We start from the raw sequence: 19,284 nt of genomic DNA, 5'->3' as shown, positions 1-19,284 counted from the left end.
TCACGCCATGGCAACGATGACTTTGCGGTCACCGGTGTAAGGATTGCGGCCGTGTGCGACCAGTCGATTGTCGAGCATCAGGATGTCGCCGGGTTGCCAGGGGAAACTAATGGCGGTCTTGCGATAGACCTCGCGCACGGTGTCGAGCACGTCGTCGGGAATGGCAGAGCCGTCGCCGAAATAGACGTGACGTGGCAGGTTCTCTTCACCCACCGCTGCCAGCAGGCTGGCGCGTACGCCCGGCTCGATCGCCGACACATGGAACAGGTGCGCCTGATTGAACCAGACCCATTCACCGGTATCCGGGTGCTGCAGCACGGCGGCACAACGCTGGCGGGTGCGCAGGTCGCCATCGGCTTTCCATTCCCACTCGATGTCGTTGTCCTTGCAATAACGTTCAACCTGGGCGCGGTCTTCGGTGTTGAACACTTTCTGCCAGGGCAGATCCAGCGCGCCGCTGTAATTGCGCACATATAGAAGCTCACGACTGGCGAACAGCTCGCGGATCTCGGCGGGCATGCGCTGGTAGATCAGGCGGCTGTCGGCAATCGGCGTTTCGCCACCGGTTTCACTGGCCTTGATGCAGTGGAACCAGATGCGCGAAGGCCATGGCCGGGTGTAGGCCTGCTCGTTGTGCAAGGGGATGAATTGATGGGCCGGGTATTCGGTGGAGCTATAGACCCCGGCGAAGACTTTGCTGCGCGGAGTGGAACCGAATTCGTAGCTGGCCAGTGGTGCGCCGAAACTGGCGGCGAAGCGCTTGAAGTCGATGGGCGTGGCGACGCTAAAACCCCGAAACAGCACTCCGCCAACGGTGCTCAGCGTCTGGGGCAGTGTGTCGCGAATCGACGCATCGAGATCATGAATCGACTGTCCCGGCGCCGCCTGCACCAGCGCGGGTAACGACAGCTCGCTGCCATCCGCTGGGGCAATGGAAAAAGGCTCGGAACGCCTGCTCAGGTGTTTGATTGAGGTCATCCGTTGCGCATCCTTTTTTATCTTTTCTTGACGTTGGCAAGCCTTGAAACCAGGGCAGAGGTCGCCAGGGCAAAGTACGACTGAAATGTATTCGCTCTAATACGCGGCGGCATCTTAGTTACAAATGAGACGGATTATCAATCTTATTCCTTTAAATTTTTTTTTGGATTAGACTCCGCCCCCGCTGGCTCGAAACAGCCTTTCGCCAGCTGAAAAAACAACAAATATCTGTCGCATGGGAGCGGGGCGTGAATTTCAAAAAGAATACAATTGCGTTGGCTATGGGGTCGGCGGTGTGCCTGGCCAACAGCGCATGGGCGGCCGAACAGTCGAGCACATTGGAGATCGCTCCGGTCACGGTGACGGGTGAAAAAATCAACCGCACCCTTGAGCAAACCCAGTCCAGCGTTGTAGTCGTCACCGGTGAACAACTGCGTGAACACGGCGACAATAATCTGGTCGATGTGTTCGCCCGCACACCGGGTGTGTACAACCAGGCCGGTAACGAAAACTGGGGGATTCGCGGTGTGCCTGTGTCCGGTTTCGATGACCAGGGCCCAGCCGCGCTCAACGGCGCGGTATCGGTGTTCATCGATGGCGCCCAGCAGCCGAACCGTGCACTGACCCTCAGCCCGATCCCGCTCTGGGATGCCGAGCAGGTCGAAGTGTTCCTCGGCCCGCAATCCACCACTCAAGGTCGTAACTCCCTGGCCGGTGCGGTGGTCATTCAGACCAAGAACCCGACTTTCCAGCCAACCTTCTCGGCGCAGACCAATGTGGGGAACTATGGTGAGAAGGGTGCGGCGGTAGCCGGTGGCGGTTCCATCGTTGACGACAAGATTGCCGGGCGTATCGCCGTGGATTATCAGGATGGCGATGGTTACATCGATAACGTCACGCTCGACAAAGACGCCAATCCGAATCGCACCAGCAATGTTCGCGGTAAACTGCTGATCCTGCCCAACGACGATCTCGATGTTCTGTTGACATACGCCCACAGTGAACACCGTCAGGGCGACAACTCGGTCATGCGTGAAAACGACAGAATCCGTTACTACAAAGTGTCGTCCAACACCGAGGCGTTCGATAACCTCAAGCAGGACACTGTCAGCGCCAAGGTCGACTACCGCCTGAACGATGACTGGTCCCTGACCAGCCTCACGGCCAACACCAGTTCGGACTACAGCGCTCGTCTGGACTTCGACCAGACTGCCATCGACAATCAGGTCATCCTGCGCAAGCAGGACGGCGACCTGTTCAGTCAGGAACTGCGTCTGAACTACAACTCGGACACGGTGAAAAGCTTCGTCGGTGCTTACTACGGCCACAACACCAACAACTTCCACGACAAGTTGTTGTTCGATGACGAACTGTTCGGCACCACCAAGGGCAATACAACGATTGAAAACAAGGCGGTGTTCGGTGAAGTCAACTGGACGTTCGTACCTCGTTGGACATTGATCACCGGCCTGCGTTACGACCACGAAACGAACGACACTGACATTGAACAGGATGACTTCTCCAACCCGGGGAAAGTCAGCAAGTCGTTTAACGCCCTGTTGCCAAAACTGGGTATCAACTATGAGTTGGCGGCGGATCAGTACCTGGGCTTCATGGTGCAGAAAGGCTATCGCGGCGGTGGCGTCAACGTACGCGCCGGTGGCGGTCACGAGGCTTATGATCCGGAATACACCACCAACTACGAACTGTCCTACCGCGGTTCGTTCTTCGACAAGACCCTGCGTACCCGCGCCAACCTGTACTACACCGACTGGAAAGATCAGCAGGTTAGTGTGCTGGACCCGAACACCGAGTTCGCTCACATCTTCAATGCCGGTCGCAGTGACATCAAGGGCCTGGAAGTCTTCGTTGAAAAAGACATCACCGAACAGTTGACCCTGACCGCTGGTGGAGCCGTCACCGATGGCAAGTACAAGGACTTCGTCACGGGTGATGGCCGGGACATGAGCGGTGAGGACTTCCTCTTTTCGCCCAAGTACAAGATGTCGGTGGGTGGTACCTATCGCTGGGACGACCGTCTGACCTTCAACACCGACGTCACCTACCAGAGCACCGCCCCGTCGGAATACGAGTTCGACGACGCTGGTAAAGTCACCGGCAAGCGCAAGAGCGATAACTACTGGCTGGTCAACTTCAACACCGAGTACAAGGTCACCAAGAACGTCGCCGTGTCCGGCTTCGTGAAAAATGCCTTTGACAAGGAATTCGTCACCAACAACCGCAGCGGCGACATCGTCGATGCCGGCGCCCCGCGCACGGTGGGCCTGGTTCTGCGTTACGACATGTAAACCCATGGGCGCGGGGAGGCAGGCTCCCCGCGTTCGGTTTCAAGGTTGTTGCTGTCTGAGACGCTCGTTTTCAGGCAGTCCCGTTCCCTTCCAAACCCAGCCTCCATGGAGGACATCATGAACGCTTTTTCGAATGTCACGGCGGGTGGCGCGCAACAGCTTTGCCTGTTGCATACCGGTCTGTCGAGCCCTTACTGCCTGGATCCGACGCCAATGCTGGAACGCCAGCAACAGCAGGAATCCAATGCCCGTAGTTACCCACGGCGCATTCCACTGGTGCTTGAGCGAGCCCATGGCATCTACGTGCAGGACAGTCGGGGACAGGTGTTCGTCGATTGCCTGGCCGGTGCCGGAACACTGGCGTTGGGTCACAACCATCCGGTGATTATCGAAGCCATCACCCAGGTCATGGCGGCCGGTGTGCCCATGCACACCCTGGACCTCATGACCCCGGTGAAGGACGCCTTCGTACAAGAAATTTTTGGCTGTCTGCCTACCGAATTCGCTCGCAATGCGCGCATCCAGTTTTGCGGTCCAAGCGGTGCCGATGCGGTCGAAGCGGCGCTCAAACTGACCCGCACCGCCACGGGGCGGCACTCGGTGCTGGCGTTTGAAGGGGCTTACCATGGCATGACGCTGGGGACGCTGGCGATCAGCGGCAACCTGTCGCCGAAGAATGCCCTCGGCGCGCTGATGCCAGGCGTACAACGTCTGCCGTTCCCCCACGATTACCGTTGCCCGTTCGGTGTGGCCGGCGATCAGGGCGTCACGTTGAATGTGCGTTACCTCGAGCATTTGCTCAACGACCCGGAAAGCGGTGTCACCGCACCGGCGGCAATGATTTTGGAACCGATCCAGGGCGAAGGTGGAGTGATTGCTGCGCCAGATCGCTGGTTGCAGGAACTGCGGCGCTTGACCAAAGCCCACGGCATTCCCCTGATCGTCGACGAGATCCAGTGCGGCATCGCCCGCAGCGGCCGGATGTTCGGCTTCGAGCAGTCGGGTATCACGCCGGACGTCATCACCTTGTCCAAAGCCATCGGTGGCGGTCTGCCGCTGTCGGTCATGGTCTACAACGATTCGCTGGATGTCTGGCAGCCAGGTGCCCACGCAGGCACATTCCGTGGCAATCAGCTGGCGATGGCGGCTGGCACCGCGACCTTGCGTTTTATCCGCGATGAAGGCCTGGTGGCCCACGCCGAAACCGCTGGCGCGCACCTGCGCAAACAGTTGCAGATGCTGCAAAGCGAGTTCGCCTGGATTGGCGATGTGCGCGGTCGCGGCCTGATGCTCGGCATGGAAATCGTCGACCCGCAAGGCGCCCTCGACGTACAGGGTCATCCGCCGGTGGACGCGGTCCGGGCCAAGGCCTTCCAGCAGGCTTGCCTGAAGCACGGCCTGATCGTCGAACTGGGCGGACGCCACGGTGCGACCGTGCGCTTCTTGCCGCCGCTGATCATCACCGAACAGGAAATCGATTTCGTCGCGCAAATCCTGTTTCAGGCGGCGAGCACGATCAACGAGCGCCCCGCGCGTTAATAATCCGTCGATGCCCAGGGCTTGCCAGATGGACCGGCAAGCCCGTTTTTTTTGAACAGGGACTAATAATGCGCAAGGCTTTAGCGACGATGAAACCCGCGTGGGTGCTGATGGCGGTATTGGGATTGAGCGGGTGTGGAGGGCAGGAACAGCCCCCCGAACGCAATGCGTCGACGCCGCAGGTGAAGACGCTCACCGTGCAGCCCCGACTGTTTGCCATGACCTCCAACCTGCCGGGCCGAATCGAACCGGTGCGCATCGCCGAGGTGCGCGCGCGAATTGCCGGTGTTGTGTTGACCCGTCATTTTGAGGAGGGCAGTGACGTCAAGGCGGGTCAACTGCTCTTCAGCATCGACCCGGCGCCGCTCAAGGCCGCCTTAATGCGGGTCGAAGGCGACTTGGCCAAAGCCGAGGCGGATGTCTATCGCGCCAACGCTCATGTGCAGCGCTACAAACAACTGGTGGACATCAACGCCGTCAGCCCGCAGGTATTCGACGACGCGGTTTCTGATCTCAAGAGTGCCAAGGCTAACCGCCTGGCCGCCCAGGCCGATGTGGCGACTGCCCGACTCAACCTCGGTTACTGTCAGGTGCGTGCACCGATCAGTGGCCGTATCGGCCGTGCCTTGGTCAGCGAGGGTGCACTGGTAGGGCAGGATGAAGCCACGCAGATGGCGCGGATTCAGCAACTGGACCCGATTTACGCCGACTTTACCCAGTCCGTTGATCAGGTCGTGGCCTTGCAGCAAGCCGTGGCCAGTGGTCGCCTGACCCTTGGCGGCGCGGGCGAAGCCGAGGTGACGGTGCAGCTCGGCAGTCCGGCTCAAACCCGACAAGGAAAATTGAAGTTCTCCGATATCTCGGTGGATCGAAGCACCGGGCAGGTGACCTTGCGCGGCGAGTTTCCTAACCCGGATAACGTGCTGCTGCCGGGCATGTATGTGCGGGTCGTGGCGCCGGCGGGGGTCGATCCGCAAGCGCTGTTCGTGCCACAGCAAGCGGTGCAGCGCGGTAGCGACGGCCAGGCCCGATTGATGCTGGTGGACATCGAGGGTGTGGTGCGCGAACGCGTGGTCAGCACCGGCGCGATGTTCGGTTCCGACTGGCAGATTACCCAGGGGCTGGCGGCCGGCGAGCAAGTGGTGGTCGAGCGGGCCGACAAACTCAGTGCCGGCACCCAGGTCAACATCATCACCTTGGCCGAACAGCAGGCCCGTAACTGAGGGCATGACGCTTTTACCCACGGTTGTCAGCCAGGATCTTACCGATGCCCGATTTTTTTATTGATCGTCCGAATTTCGCCTGGGTCATCGCGTTGTTCATCGTGCTGGCGGGAGCGCTGACACTGGGCACCTTGCCGGTCAGCCAATACCCGGACGTCGCGCCGCCGCAAATCAGTGTCAGCTCCAGCTACCCCGGCGCCTCGGCGCAGATCATCAATCAGAACATCACCAGTCTGATCGAGGAGGAACTCAACGGCCTGAAAGACTTGCTGTACTACGAGTCCAATAGCGCCAACGGCAGCGCCGAAACCACCATCACCTTCAAGCCGGGAATCGATCCCGACATGGCGCAGATCGATGTCCAGAACCGCTTGCAACGGGTGATTGGGCGGCTGCCTCAAGCCGTGATCGAGCAAGGCCTGAAAGTGGAACAGGTACGCGCCAACTTCCTGATGATCTACGCCTTGTCCTACACCGATGGGCAGCAGGATTCTATCGGGCTGGCGGATTACGCCGCGCGGGGCATCAACAACGAGATTCGCCGCGTGGCCGGGGTGGGGCGGGTGCAGATGTACACCGCCGAGCGCGCCATGCGCATCTGGGTCGATCCCACCCGGCTGGTCGGTTACAACCTGTCAATGGCTGATGTGAGCAAAGCCATTGCCGCGCAGAACGTGCAAGTGCCTGCCGGCAGCATGGGCGAACGTCCGGGGCCTGCCGACCAGCACATTACCGCCACCGTGATGGTGCAGGGGCAGCTCGAATCCGTGGAGGCGTTCGGCAACATCGTGCTGCGGGCCAATGACGACGGCTCCAGCGTCAGGATCCACGATGTGGCGCGGGTCGAACTGGGGCGTCAGGACTACCGCTTCGACGCTCGCCTCAACGGTAAGCCCGCGGCGGCCATGTCGGTGCAGCTGGCACCGGGCGCCAACGCGCTGCAAACAGCGGCCGCGATCAAGGCGCGGCTCGACCAACTGTCGAGCACCTTGCCGGCGAACATGACATTGAGTGTGCCCTACGACACCTCGTATTTTGTCGACGTGGCGATCAAGCAAGTCATCTACACGTTGATCGAAGCCATGGTGCTGGTGTTCCTGGTGATGCTGCTGTTTTTGCAGAACCTGCGTTACACGTTGATCCCGGCGATCGTGGTGCCGGTCTGCCTGCTGGGTACCCTCGCGGTGATGGCCCCGCTGGGGTTTTCGATCAACATGATGACTCTGTTCGGCATGGTACTGGCCATCGGCATTCTGGTGGACGACGCCATCGTCGTGGTGGAAAACGTCGAGCGGTTGATCACTCAAGAGCGGCTGTCGCCCAAAGACGCGACCCGCAAGGCGATGCAGCAGATCAGCGGGGCGATTGTCGGCATCACGCTGGTGCTGGCGGCGGTGTTTCTGCCGTTGGCGTTCATGGGCGGTTCGGTGGGGGTGATCTATAAGCAGTTTTCCATGGCGCTGTCGGTGTCGATTCTGTTCTCCGGGTTCCTGGCGCTGACCCTGACGCCGGCCCTGTGTGCAACGTTGCTCAAACCCTTCGACCCGACGCATCAGGCCCGCCCCAACCGCTGGGCGAATGCCTTCAATCGACGCTTCGATGCCTTGGCCCAGCGTTACGAACGGCTCAGTTCGAGCTGGGTCCGGCGCAGCACCCGCAGCATGTGCCTGTACCTGATGTTGCTATTGGTACTCGCATTCGCCTATCACCGATTGCCGTCCTCATTCATGCCGTCCGAGGATCAGGGCTACATCATCACGGATATCCAGCTGCCACCCGCGGCTTCAGCCTCGCGCACCGATGTGACGGTGCAAGCGTGGGAGCACTATGCCTTGGCGCAACCTGCCACGGACCAGGTGCTGGCGATCATGGGGTTCAGTTTCTCCGGGGTTGGGGCCAACGCGGCGTTGTCGTTTGTCAGCCTCAAGGACTGGTCGGTTCGTGGAAACGGGCAGGCCAGCGATGCGGTGGCTCGGCGCGCGAATGAGGCCTTTGAAAATGCCGCCGATGGCACGTTGTTCAGCGTGGTGCCGCCACCGGTGGATGGCCTCGGCACCTCGAACGGTTTCGAATTACGGTTGCAGGATCTGGCGGGGCAGGGGCACGAAGCGCTATTGAAGGCTCGAACCCAATTGCTGGAGGCGGCCAAGGCGTCGCCGGTGATCGACTACCTGATGGAGGACGGTCTGGCGGATGCGCCGCAAATCAATGTCAGCATCGACCGTGAAAAGGCCGAAGCCCTTGGTGTGAGTTTTGATGTGATCAGTTCAGCGTTGTCCTCGGCGCTGGGTTCGGAGCAAATCAACGAATTTGCCAATCAGGGGCGGATGCAACGGGTGATTGTTCAGGCGGACGGCATCAGCCGCCAGACGCCTGAAGCGCTGTTACGCCTGCAAGTGCCCAACCGGCAGAACCGATTGGTGCCACTGGAAGCCTTCAGTCGTTTCGAGTGGCAGGTCGGGCCGTTGCAGATCGCTCGCTACAACGGCTCGGCGTCGCTACGTTTTTCCGGTGATGCCGCACCGGGTTACAGCACGGGCCAAGCGATGGAAGAACTGCAGAAAATCGCCCGTCAGCTACCGGCCGGTTTCAGCCTCGAATGGGCCGGGCTTTCCCTTCAAGAACAACAGGCCAGTGATCAGGTGCCGCTGCTGGTGGGGTTGTCGTTGATTGTGGTGCTGCTGGTACTGGTGGCGCTGTATGAAAGTTGGACCATTCCCATTGCCGTGCTGTTGATCGTACCTGTTGGCATGCTCGGTTCGGTGGCCGCGGTGACGGTCATGGGCCTGCCCAATGACGTCTATTTCAAGGTGGGGCTGATCACGATCATTGGACTGGCGGCGAAGAATGCAATCCTCATCGTCGAGTTTGCCAAGGCACTTCACGCTCAGGGTGCCAGCCTTGCGCAAGCGGCGGCTCAGGCAGCGCGTCTGCGTTTTCGCCCGATCGTCATGACGTCCCTGGCCTTCATCCTCGGCGTGGTGCCTCTGGCGATCGCCACCGGTGCGGGTGCCGCCAGCCAGCGAGCGATCGGCACAGGCGTGATTGGCGGCATGCTGGCGGCGACAGTGCTCGGGGTCTTGTGGGTGCCGGTGTTCTTTGTCTGGGTACTGTCCGTGGCACATCGGTTGCGTAATCGCCGGGTCGCCTTCACCGAGTCAATTGCAGAAGATGGTGAAGTGACATGAATGAGCAAGCATGCTGAAATCATTGCAGCCCACACGTTACATTTTACGGACGCCGTTATGCAGGGTTGATGTGTCGGTCAGCAGTTTTTTTGAGGTGCTTTGAGTGTCTGGCAACTGGTCACTGAGGTCCCAGATTTCAAGCATTTTGGCGTACTCGAATGCGTGACGCGGATCGGTCTGAATCCACTGCTGAAAGACCAGGACGCCCTACGATGAAACCACCTATTTGAATGCCTTGAGGAAGCGTGGTTCACCGCTCCTCAAGAACCTCGATCTAGGTTGACTGACTTCCTCAGGGCGTGAAGCGGACTGGGGTCAACCCAGTCCGCAAAGCAGGATCAGCTTTGGCAGAACCGAATACGATTACCGAAAGGGTCGTAGACTTCCAGGACTTGTCCCCAGCCCTGCTGAACAATATCCGGACGTCCGTATCCGTAGCGCTTGCCAAGTAACTCGTCCCGGAACAGTTCGATATTTTGCATGGGGATAAATATCGTCGAACCTGGGCTCGCATCGCCATGATGCTCGGAAAGATGGAGCTGCAGACCATTTCGGCTGATTCCCAGGTACAGGGGATTGATCTGCTCATCGATGAGCGCTCGGGCCTGGTTGCGTGCCTTGCGGATGTCAGTCAGGGATTTGCGCGGCCAGGAGCCGCAGGCGTACTCTTTGTTCTGGTCTCCCCACCGATAACGATAGAAAAAGCTGACCGACACACCGTCCTTACGGACTGAGATTCGACCGGCCAGATTGCCATCCTCCCTGAGGATTCGGCCGGCATCATTGGCGGTCAGCGACTCGAGTTCTTTGATGGTGATTTTGGCCATGAAATGGATTCCCCCTACTTTTCCCCCCACAAAAACGTCGGCTCTTGATGGACATTACTGGACTCTCGTAGAGCAGAACACCGCTGGAGCTCAAGTAAATACTAGCTTAGAAAAATCCAGAGTGAAATTTTGGAAGCTTTCAAGATGTATGAAAAAGGAGATGGGGTGCTAGGGGTCGAGTGTTCGAATCACTCCGTCCCGACCATATAATTCAAGGGGTTGCGAGATTTTATCTCGCGACCCCTTTTTATTTTTAGTGGTTTTTACCCCTACAAAACGACTGGCTCTGGGTGGAATCTTCAACGGATACCAAGGATGCAATTTGCGCGTTTTCGGTTCTTTTTTATCATCGGGTGCTTCGGTATCGGGGCGACCCGCTCGGATGCATAACAGACCACCTCTGGCCAATAGCCGCCGGTATTATAGGCAGCTACCCCTCAAAGCGGATGCCTATGGACAGCTGGCAATATCGGCGAGCTAAGGCGGCACTCAGCACAGAGAAAATTGTGATCATCAATGAGCTGATGGCCGCTAAAGGCCTGTCGCTTCGGTTCTCCGAACTGGAAAAGCTCATTCCTGATGTCACGCAGAAGATGCTCATTCAGCAGTTGAAAGGGCTCCAGCAAGACGACATCATTCAGCGCACCGTATACCCAGAGGTGCCTCCGCAAGTGGAGTACGCGCTGACAACGCTGGGTCATGCACTCGGCCCGGCTTTGACCGCTCTTATCGATTGGGCTGAGCTTCGTCATCAGCACGAAGCGAAGGGTATGGAACTACTTGGCGTCAGCGACGATGGACTTGTGGAACGCTAATCCGCCATGCTGGATTACTCAAACGTCATCCCGTTTCAAATCTGATTAGCTGTGATTTCCGAATGTTTGATTTGTGACTATGTATCCTATCGGTCACAATTTGTAAGTCCTCGATAGGGTGAGTAAGCTATTCCCATGAATCAGCCATCAATATCTTCGCCCAGCCCCCGTGGCCCAATCGATCACGACATTCGCGATCAGATTATCGCGGCGGCCAACGAACACTTCAGTCAATACGGCTACGGTAAAACCACGGTTTCCGATCTGGCCAAGGCCATCGGGTTTTCAAAGGCCTACATCTACAAATTTTTTGATTCCAAGCAGGCGATCGGTGAAGCCATCTGTGCAAATTGCCTGGCAGAAATCGTCGCGGCAGTGGCGCAGGCTATCAATGTAGAAGGCCTGTCGCCGACGGAGCGCTTTCGACGCTTGGTCAAAACTGTGATCGCCACAGGTGTGAATCTGTTCTTTAACGACCGGAAGCTCTATGACATTGCAGCGTTCGCGGCGTCGGAAAGCTGGCCCAGTACGCAGGCTTATGACGCACAGATCAAACGCTTCGTGGCGCAAATCGTGAGGGACGGACGGGAAATTGGTGAGTTTGAACGCAAGACCCCTCTGGACGAGACAGTAGAAGCGATACATCTCGCGCTGCGACCATTCGTCAACCCTTTGCTCCTGCAGTACAACCTCGATTTCGTCGAGGAAGCGCCCATGCTCACCTCCAACCTCATCTTGCGTAGCCTCATGCCTTGACCTTCGGCTAAAGGTTCACGGCATCCCCGGGTAAGCAACAGATCATCAAATGGCTTTTCACTTGGCCCTTCGTCCATCCGGCGAAAGGCATTTATTTATCTGTGTTGTGACCATTGACTGAATTGGTCACATGAATAGATATGGTGTTCCGTCGCAATCTACTGCGTCATCTCAGTGAACCCATAGAGTTCAAACAATGAAAAAAATAGTGCTCAAGAGCCCATTTGGCCTTGCTGTCGTGCTCGCATCCTCAAACGTTTTTGCAAGCGGCTTCGCTCTTAATGAGCAGAGCATCAGCGGGATGGGATCCGGGTTTGCCGGTCGCTCCTCTTCCGCTGAAGATGCGAGCACGGTATTCGGTAACCCCGCGGGAATGTCTCGCTTGAAAAGAGAGCAGGTCAGCGTGGGGGCTGCGACTCTTTTCGCCAAGTCCGACATAAGCCATACCCGCAGTACATTCGGCGGCCAGGAAGACGGCGACATGGTGCCAACCACCACCGTGCCGATGGGTTACTACGTCAAACCCATCGATGAGCATTGGGCGTTCGGTGTAGGTTTTTATGTACCTTTCGGTCTGATGACTGACTATGGCAGCGGATTCGCCGGGCGTTACTACGCCAACAAAAGCGAGGTCACGACCCTTACGTTCCAGCCCACTATCAGCTATGCCTTCAACGACAAAGCTTCGATCGGGTTCGGTCCGACCATCAACCGAATCAGCGGTGAGCTATCCGGGATGGTGCCCAATCCACTTAGCCCTGGTCGCAATGACGGAAAGCTCAAAAGCACGGGTGACGACACGGCCCTGGGTTTCAACGCCGGTATCCTGGTGCAGGCTACAGACCGAACCCGTTTGGGCATGACCTACCATTCCAAGGTCAGTTATAAATTGGATGCCAAGACCAAGGTCACTGACGGCATCTTCAGCGTGTTGGTGGTCAGTGGCCGCAGTTATGACGCTTCGCTGGATGTGGATACCCCAGAGTCCGTGGATTTTCTCGGTGACTCATCAGCTCAACAACGACTGGACCGCGTACGTGGGGAGCACCTGGACTCGCTGGAGTCGCTTCAAAGAGTTAACCATCGAGAACACCGGTTTACCCCCTGCATTGAGCGGCGCGCTGGGCACCATTACCGAAGAGCAGAATTGGCACGATACGTGGGCTCACGCTATCGGGGCGGCGTATCAACTGAACAACCAATGGGTACTTCGCGCAGGTTTTTCAGTTGACCAGTCGCCCACCAACAACACCAATCGGGGATCACGTATTCCCACGGGCGACCGGAAGGTTGTCAGCTTCGGTGCTGGCTGGACGCCGGCGGACAATGTCACGATCGATGTTGCCTATTCCTACCTGTGGGAGGAGAGCGTTCAGATCAACGACACCTCGGCGACCAGAGGTGCATACAGTGCCAAATATAAAAACAGTGCGAGCGGGCTTGGGACTTCTGTGAGTTACCGCTTCTAATTGAGTGCTGTTACACGATAGATGTCCGGTTGGGAGCACGCGTTGCCTCCCGACCTTTAAGAGCAAATCTCGGGCCTTTCTCCCTCAAGCTTCATCGACTCGTCACCGCGACATCCCAAGGTTGCCAGCCGCCACCGAGTGACTTGAATGCTGCTACCGCCGCTCGTGCAGATTCCGTTCGTGCTTGTGCCCGCGCATCGGAAGCCTGAAGCATTGTCTCGTCAGCGTGCAGGACATCGATCAGGCTGGCCGTGCCTTTCTCATAAGCGATGAACGACGATTGTCGAGCCTGTGTCAGAGACGCCTCTCCCCAAGCGAGGGTGGCTGCTTGAGCTTCGCGATTCACCAGTGAGGAGAGCGCGTTCTCGACATCTTCGGTGGCGTGCAACACAGATTGACGGTAAGCGGCCAGGGTTTCGGCTTCCTGTCCCTTGGCTTGGTCGATCTGGGCGTTTATGCGACCGAAGTCGAAGAGCCTCCAGCGCAGTCCCAGTACGCCCGCCGATTGGCTGGCGCCGCCGGTAAAAAGATTGCCTGCGGATACAGCGGTGGCACTGCCCAGCAATGCGCTAAGGGAGAACTTCGGGTAGTACTCGGCAATCGCCTCCCCGATGCGTGCGTTTGAGGCCGCAAGACGGCGTTCAGCCACAATCAGATCCGGTCTGCGGCGCAGCAAATCTGCTGGCGTTCCCATCGCCTTTAACGGCGGCGCTACAGGGATGCTCGCCGCCATTGCAAGTTGCGTGCGGTGGGTGCCTGGCGGCGTGCCGAGCATGACATCCAGTGCATTCATGGCCACATCCAGACCGGTCTGCAGGGCCGGTACTGTCGCTTGGACCTGCGCCAAGGTCCCCTCGGTCTGACGAACCTGATAGTTGGCGGCTAGCCCCTTGCTGTAGAGCAATTGGACTTTTTCAAGTAGCTCCTGCTGCGTTTTGACTTGTCGATTCGCTATGTCCAGCCGGTTCTGCAATCCGCGGACAGTGATGTAGATATCGGCGGTCTGCGCTGCGACGGCCAATCGTGTCGCCGCGACGCCCGCCCGGGATGCCTGATACTCGGCCAGAGCGGCCTCGCGTCCGCGTCGCAGGCCGCCAAAGACATCTGCCTCCCAGCTGGCATCGAGGTTGACCTCGTAGGAATTTCCGTATCGATCATAGCCAGGTGTTGAATTCAACACCTGGCCGAGTGGCGTCTCAATAGACTGATAGGAGCGCGCGGCCTGGCCGCTGATATTCCCCGAGGGCAGTAACGCGGCATTGGCAGCACCTAGTCCGGCCCGCGCCTGAGTGACTCGCGCCGACGCTTGCGCCAGGTCCAGATTCTGCTCAAGTGCCTTGGAGATGAAGTCGGTCAGCATGGGATCACCAAAGCCTTCCCACCAGGTGACAAAGCTGGTCGGCGTCGCGCCAGGCCGCTGTTCGACAGAAGGCTGGCCCAAGTAACGATCCGAAAGCGGAGCGTCTGGACGATGGTAATCCGGACCGACCGCGCAACCTGCCATTAAGCCGGCGCTGACCAAAAGTGCAATTGGACGGAGGGGAGGCATTGAGATTCCTTCAATAGAGGATGTTTGTGACCATATTACGTAATAGTCACATTCTGTCAATTGATGTAGTTTTAGCTGGATTCGAGATTTCTAAGTGTGTGTGGCGGTTTCTAGTGTCACAGAGAGAAGCTGGATGCTTCACGAATAGTGACCATTGACACATATGGTCACTGAGCTGAGAATATGACGCTCGTCCTATTTTTAAGTAAGGGAACCTATGCGCAGGCTTCGACCTATCCCCATTGCCGCATGCTTGTTGCCTCTCGTCCTGACGGCGTGTGGCGACTCATCCACCGTTGAAGATCCGCGCACGCATGCTCCTCTGGTCAGGTCCGTAGCGGTTCAGGGTTCCTCCGACGCCTCACGTTCTTTCACGGGAGTCGTGGCTGTCCGTATCCAGAGCGACTTGGGTTTTCGGGTATCAGGCAAGGTGCTTGAGCGTCTGGTTGATACCGGTCAAACCGTTAAACGTGGTCAGCCACTTATGCGTCTCGACCCCATCGACCTGGGGTTACAGGCGCGAGCACAGCAAGAGTCGGTCATAGCTGCTCGAGCCCGTGCCAAGCAGACAGCAGATGACGAGGCTCGATATCGCGACCTGGTCGCCGCAGGCGCTATTTCTGCATCGGCCTATGACCAGATCAAAGCTGCAGCGGATACCGCGAAGGCGCAGCTCAGCGCCGCTGAAGCGCAGGCTGACGTAGCCCGCAATGCTTCTGGTTACGCGGTGTTGTTTGCCGATTCCGACGGCGTTGTGGTGGAGACGCTTGCCGAGCCCGGGCAAGTCGTCAGCCCGGGGCAGCCCGTGGTTCGGCTGGCGCGGGCCGGCCAGCGCGAAGCGATCGTGCACCTGCCCGAGACGTTGCGTCCCGCAGCAGGATCCACCGCGCAGGCGACGCTTTATGGCAATACCACGGGCGCAGTTACAGCGAAGCTGAGGCTGCTTTCTGATTCGGCTGACCGTATGACGCGCACCTTTGAGGCGCGATACGTGCTTGAGGGTGCGCTGGCCAATGCACCGATAGGTTCGACGGTCACGCTTCGGATCGCTGAAGGCGCCGCGCAGGGGAATTCGATGCAGGTGCCGATTGCTGCCGTTTATGACCCGGGTAAAGGCACTGGCGTGTGGGTCATCGTCGGTACACCGGCGAAGGTGGCCTGGCGACCTGTTCAAGTCTTGGGCTTGAGCGACGACTCGGCGCGAGTCGCAGGCGATCTCAAGGTCGGCGAGCAGATCGTAGCGTTAGGTGCGCATCTGTTGCGCGAGGGTGAAGAGGTGAGACTGCCTCAACAGGATGACGCCAAAGTTGCCGGGGGTCGTCCATGAGCGAAGGTCGCTTCAATCTTTCCGCGATCGCCGTTCGTGAGCGCTCCATCACGGTGTTTTTGATCTTCCTGATTGCCGTCGCGGGCATCTTGGCGTTCTTTCAGCTGGGCCGTGCGGAAGATCCCCCGTTTACGGTTAAGCAGTTGACGGTCATTACCGCGTGGCCGGGCGCCACGGCGCAGGAGATGCAGGATCAGGTAGCAGAGCCACTCGAAAAACGCCTGCAAGAACTGAAATGGTACGACCGCACGGAAACCTACACCCGTCCTGGCCTCGCCTTCACGATGGTGTCACTGCTCGATAGTACGCCGCCCTCGCAAGTACAGGAGGAGTTCTATCAAGCGCGTAAAAAGCTCGACGATGAGGCCCGCAAGCTGCCAGCGGGAGTCATCGGGCCAATGGTCAACGACGAATTTTCGGACGTGACATTTGCGCTGTTTGCCCTGAAAGCCAAAGGCGAGCCGCAGCGACTGTTGGTGCGTGATGCGGAGTCGTTGCGCCAACAACTGTTACATGTGCCGGGCGTGAAGAAGGTCAACATTATTGGGGAGCAGCCCGAACGTATCTTTGTTTCCTTTTCCCATGATCGGCTGGCCACCTTGGGCATTTCCCCACAGGACATCTTTGCCGCGCTGAATAATCAAAACGTGCTCACACCCGCTGGCTCCATCGAAACCAATGGGCCTCAGGTCTTCCTGCGGCTGGATGGTGCCTTCGATAAGGTGCAGAAAATTCGTGACACGCCCATTGCCGTTCAGGGGCGCACGCTCAAACTCTCTGACGTGGCTACGATCGAACGTGGTTATGAAGATCCCGCAACCTTTCTTGTGCGCAATAACGGTGAAGAGGCCTTGTTGCTGGGGATCGTGATGCGTGAGGGCTGGAACGGCCTTGATCTCGGCAAGGCGCTGGACGCGGAGACAACCAAGATAAATGAAGGCATGCCGTTAGGCATGACGCTCTCCAAGGTCACTGATCAATCTGTAAATATCAGTTCGGCGGTCGGCGAGTTCATGGTCAAATTCTTCGTCGCGCTGCTGGTGGTGATGCTTGTCTGCTTTCTCAGCATGGGCTGGCGTGTAGGCGTAGTGGTCGCTGCGGCTGTGCCGTTGACGTTGGCGGTGGTGTTTGTGGTGATGGCGGCCACTGGAAAGAACTTTGACCGTATTACCCTCGGTTCGTTGATTCTGGCACTCGGACTGCTGGTGGACGACGCCATCATTGCTATCGAAATGATGGTGGTGAAAATGGAGGAGGGCTACGACCGCATCAAAGCTTCCGCGTATGCCTGGAGTCATACCGCCGCGCCGATGCTCTCCGGTACGCTGGTGACCGCTATCGGCTTTATGCCCAACGGTTTCGCCCAATCGACCGCCGGCGAGTACACCAGCAACATGTTCTGGATCGTGGGCATTGCCCTGATTGCCTCCTGGGTGGTCGCGGTAGCTTTTACCCCGTACCTGGGCGTGAAGATGTTGCCGGACATCAAGAAGGTCGAGGGTGGTCACGCGGCTATTTACAACACGCCTAACTACAACCGTTTCCGCCGGATTTTGACGCGGGTCATCGCTCGCAAATGGCTGGTGGCCGGTACTGTTATCGCTTCGTTTGTCGTGGCGATCCTCGGCATGAGCCTGGTCAAGAAGCAGTTCTTCCCAACCTCGGACCGTCCAGAGGTATTGATTGAAGTACAAATGCCTTATGGGACGTCCATTGAGCAGACCAGCGCCACCACCGCCAAGATAGAGGCCTGGCTGCAAAAGCAGGGTGAGGCAAAAATCGTCACCGCTTATATCGGGCAAGGCGCACCGCGTTTCTATTTGGCCATGGCACCGGAACTCCCCGATCCGTCGTTCGCGAAGATTGTGGTACTGACAGACAGCCAAGAGGCGCGTGAGGCCCTCAAGTTCCGTATCCGCGAGGCCGTAGCTGAGGGACTTGCCCCGGAAGCGCGGGTCAGGGTGACTCAGCTTGTGTTTGGTCCGTATTCGCCATTTCCTGTTGCCTATCGGGTAATGGGGCCCGATCCGTCAACGTTGCGCGAGATTGCGGGCCAGGTACAGGACGTGTTGCAGTCGAGCCCGATGATGAGATCCGTCAACACCGATTGGGGACCGCTTACGCCGACGCTGCATTTTGCTCTGGATCAGGATCGCCTGGAGGCGGTGGGGCTGACGTCAAACTCAGTCGCGCAGCAATTGCAGTTCCTGCTGGCCGGCGTGCCGATCACTGCGGTTCGTGAGGACATTCGTTCGGTGCAGGTGGTGGGTCGCGCAGCGGGTGATATCCGGCTCAATCCCGCTAAGATAGAAGGTTTTACGCTGGTCGGCACGGCGGGGCAGCGGATTCCGCTGTCCCAGGTGGGGGAGGTCGATGTGCGTATGGAAGATCCGATCCTCCGGCGTCGTGACCGCACACCGACCATCACCGTGCGCGGTGACATTGCCGAAGATTTGCAGCCACCGGACGTCTCGAGCGTGATCACGAAGGCGTTGCAACCTGTCATCGACAAGCTGCCTGGCGGCTACCGGATTGAGCAGGCGGGTGCAATCGAGGAGTCGGGCAAGGCCGGTAAAGCGATGTTGCCTTTATTCCCGATCATGATTGCCATGACGCTGCTGGTCATCATCCTGCAGGTTCGTTCGATCTCGGCAATGATCATGGTGTTCCTCACCTCGCCACTGGGGTTGATTGGTGTGGTGCCGACACTGCTCATCTTCCAGCAGCCGTTTGGTATTAACGCGCTGGTCGGTCTAATCGCTCTTTCGGGCATTTTGATGCGCAATACGCTGATTCTGATTGGGCAAATCCATCACAACGCGCAAGAAGGACTGGACCCGTTTCACGCAGTGGTCGAAGCCACGGTCCAACGTGCCCGCCCGGTACTGCTGACAGCACTCGCCGCAATCCTGGCGTTCATTCCCCTGACACACTCTGTCTTCTGGGGGACTCTGGCCTACACACTGATCGGAGGCACGTTCGTCGGCACCATAATGACGCTGGTGTTCTTGCCAGCGATGTACTCCATCTGGTTCAAGATCCGTCCTGTCAACAAAGGGGCAACTGAAACAGCGAAACTCGTGTAGTACTCGAGCCCAGAGGAGAGGACGCCTCCGTCCTCTCGCCGTTCACCTAACCACATAGCTCTAGCCGCAGGCCATAGCGTGTTGCTTTTAGTGGGTGTCGACTGAAAAATGAAGAGGGTTCAATGATTAATCTTGAAGGGCAAAAGCGAATCGTAGTCACGGGCGTTGGAATTGTCGGACTGAATCGCCCCTGCTTTCGTAGACAGACACTACTGGCA

11 protein-coding genes and 1 pseudogene are annotated in these 19,284 nt (G+C 58.2%); 9 read left to right on the top strand and 3 right to left on the bottom strand.

The window, feature by feature from the left end:
- Positions 1-978 (bottom strand): TauD/TfdA family dioxygenase, encoded by a 978-nt coding sequence (locus ACMXYH_RS20285; protein WP_415764666.1) that lies wholly within the window; start codon positions 976-978, stop codon positions 1-3.
- A 248-nt stretch (positions 979-1,226) separates the two neighbouring features.
- Here ACMXYH_RS20285 and ACMXYH_RS20280 point away from each other — a divergent pair, with 248 nt between their 5' ends.
- The 4 genes from ACMXYH_RS20280 (at position 1,227) to ACMXYH_RS20265 (ending at position 9,237) form a co-directional block, all read left to right on the top strand.
- On the top strand, positions 1,227-3,287 hold the full coding sequence (locus ACMXYH_RS20280; RefSeq protein WP_415764665.1) for a TonB-dependent receptor: 2,061 nt from the start codon (positions 1,227-1,229) through the stop codon (positions 3,285-3,287).
- A 117-nt stretch (positions 3,288-3,404) separates the two neighbouring features.
- Positions 3,405-4,826, top strand: coding sequence for a diaminobutyrate--2-oxoglutarate transaminase (locus ACMXYH_RS20275; RefSeq protein ID WP_415764664.1), 1,422 nt, complete (start codon positions 3,405-3,407; stop codon positions 4,824-4,826).
- A 68-nt stretch (positions 4,827-4,894) separates the two neighbouring features.
- Complete coding sequence (locus ACMXYH_RS20270) at positions 4,895-6,049, top strand: efflux RND transporter periplasmic adaptor subunit (protein WP_415764663.1); 1,155 nt, start codon at positions 4,895-4,897, stop codon at positions 6,047-6,049.
- Positions 6,050-6,093: 44 nt separating this feature from the next.
- The gene (locus ACMXYH_RS20265) at positions 6,094-9,237 is read left to right on the top strand and encodes a multidrug efflux RND transporter permease subunit (protein WP_415764662.1); all 3,144 of its coding nucleotides are present in this window, start codon (positions 6,094-6,096) and stop codon (positions 9,235-9,237) included.
- Between the two features lie 338 nt (positions 9,238-9,575).
- Here ACMXYH_RS20265 and ACMXYH_RS20260 read toward each other — a convergent pair whose 3' ends face one another.
- Positions 9,576-10,064 (bottom strand): glyoxalase superfamily protein, encoded by a 489-nt coding sequence (locus ACMXYH_RS20260; RefSeq protein WP_415764661.1) that lies wholly within the window; start codon positions 10,062-10,064, stop codon positions 9,576-9,578.
- A gap of 452 nt (positions 10,065-10,516) precedes the next feature.
- Between ACMXYH_RS20260 and ACMXYH_RS20255 the strand changes: the two genes are divergently transcribed.
- The 3 genes and pseudogenes from ACMXYH_RS20255 to ACMXYH_RS20245 all read left to right on the top strand — a co-directional run bounded on the left by ACMXYH_RS20255 (position 10,517) and on the right by ACMXYH_RS20245 (position 13,104).
- Entirely contained in the window at positions 10,517-10,879 is a 363-nt protein-coding gene (locus ACMXYH_RS20255; RefSeq protein WP_415764660.1) for a winged helix-turn-helix transcriptional regulator, read from the top strand.
- Positions 10,880-11,014: 135 nt separating this feature from the next.
- Positions 11,015-11,635, top strand: a complete 621-nt coding sequence (locus tag ACMXYH_RS20250; RefSeq protein WP_415764659.1) for a TetR/AcrR family transcriptional regulator — start codon at positions 11,015-11,017, stop codon at positions 11,633-11,635.
- Positions 11,636-11,831: 196 nt separating this feature from the next.
- Positions 11,832-13,104: pseudogene (locus tag ACMXYH_RS20245) on the top strand (OmpP1/FadL family transporter).
- Between the two features lie 91 nt (positions 13,105-13,195).
- Here ACMXYH_RS20245 and ACMXYH_RS20240 read toward each other — a convergent pair.
- Positions 13,196-14,653, bottom strand: coding sequence for an efflux transporter outer membrane subunit (locus tag ACMXYH_RS20240; protein WP_415764658.1), 1,458 nt, complete (start codon positions 14,651-14,653; stop codon positions 13,196-13,198).
- A gap of 217 nt (positions 14,654-14,870) precedes the next feature.
- On the opposite strand from ACMXYH_RS20240, the gene ACMXYH_RS20235 reads away from it, so the two are divergent.
- Together ACMXYH_RS20235 and ACMXYH_RS20230 are read left to right on the top strand one after the other, a co-directional pair.
- Positions 14,871-15,980, top strand: a complete 1,110-nt coding sequence (locus ACMXYH_RS20235; protein WP_415764657.1) for an efflux RND transporter periplasmic adaptor subunit — start codon at positions 14,871-14,873, stop codon at positions 15,978-15,980.
- The gene (locus tag ACMXYH_RS20230) at positions 15,977-19,066 is read left to right on the top strand and encodes an efflux RND transporter permease subunit (RefSeq protein ID WP_415764656.1); all 3,090 of its coding nucleotides are present in this window, start codon (positions 15,977-15,979) and stop codon (positions 19,064-19,066) included. Before ACMXYH_RS20235 ends, ACMXYH_RS20230 begins: the two co-directional genes overlap by 4 nt.
- The last annotated feature ends 218 nt before the right edge of the window (positions 19,067-19,284 follow it).

Origin of the sequence: Pseudomonas frigoris (assembly GCF_047758635.1) — a bacterium.
GTDB classification, from domain to species: Bacteria; Pseudomonadota; Gammaproteobacteria; order Pseudomonadales; family Pseudomonadaceae; genus Aquipseudomonas; species Aquipseudomonas frigoris.
Note: the sequence above shows the minus strand (reverse complement) of the source record. Positions and strands in the feature narration are given on the sequence as shown.

Bases quoted from the DNA above. Each gene is read 5' to 3' on its own strand.
- ACMXYH_RS20285 (WP_415764666.1), bottom strand. From the start codon at position 978: ATGACCTCAATCAAACACCTGAGCAGGCGTTCCGAGCCTTTTTCCATT.
- ACMXYH_RS20275 (WP_415764664.1), top strand. From the start codon at position 3,405: ATGAACGCTTTTTCGAATGTCACGGCGGGTGGCGCGCAACAGCTTTGC.
- ACMXYH_RS20270 (WP_415764663.1), top strand. From the start codon at position 4,895: ATGCGCAAGGCTTTAGCGACGATGAAACCCGCGTGGGTGCTGATGGCG.
- ACMXYH_RS20265 (WP_415764662.1), top strand. From the start codon at position 6,094: ATGCCCGATTTTTTTATTGATCGTCCGAATTTCGCCTGGGTCATCGCG.
- ACMXYH_RS20260 (WP_415764661.1), bottom strand. From the start codon at position 10,064: ATGGCCAAAATCACCATCAAAGAACTCGAGTCGCTGACCGCCAATGAT.
- ACMXYH_RS20255 (WP_415764660.1), top strand. From the start codon at position 10,517: ATGGACAGCTGGCAATATCGGCGAGCTAAGGCGGCACTCAGCACAGAG.
- ACMXYH_RS20250 (WP_415764659.1), top strand. From the start codon at position 11,015: ATGAATCAGCCATCAATATCTTCGCCCAGCCCCCGTGGCCCAATCGAT.
- ACMXYH_RS20240 (WP_415764658.1), bottom strand. From the start codon at position 14,653: ATGCCTCCCCTCCGTCCAATTGCACTTTTGGTCAGCGCCGGCTTAATG.
- ACMXYH_RS20235 (WP_415764657.1), top strand. From the start codon at position 14,871: ATGCGCAGGCTTCGACCTATCCCCATTGCCGCATGCTTGTTGCCTCTC.
- ACMXYH_RS20230 (WP_415764656.1), top strand. From the start codon at position 15,977: ATGAGCGAAGGTCGCTTCAATCTTTCCGCGATCGCCGTTCGTGAGCGC.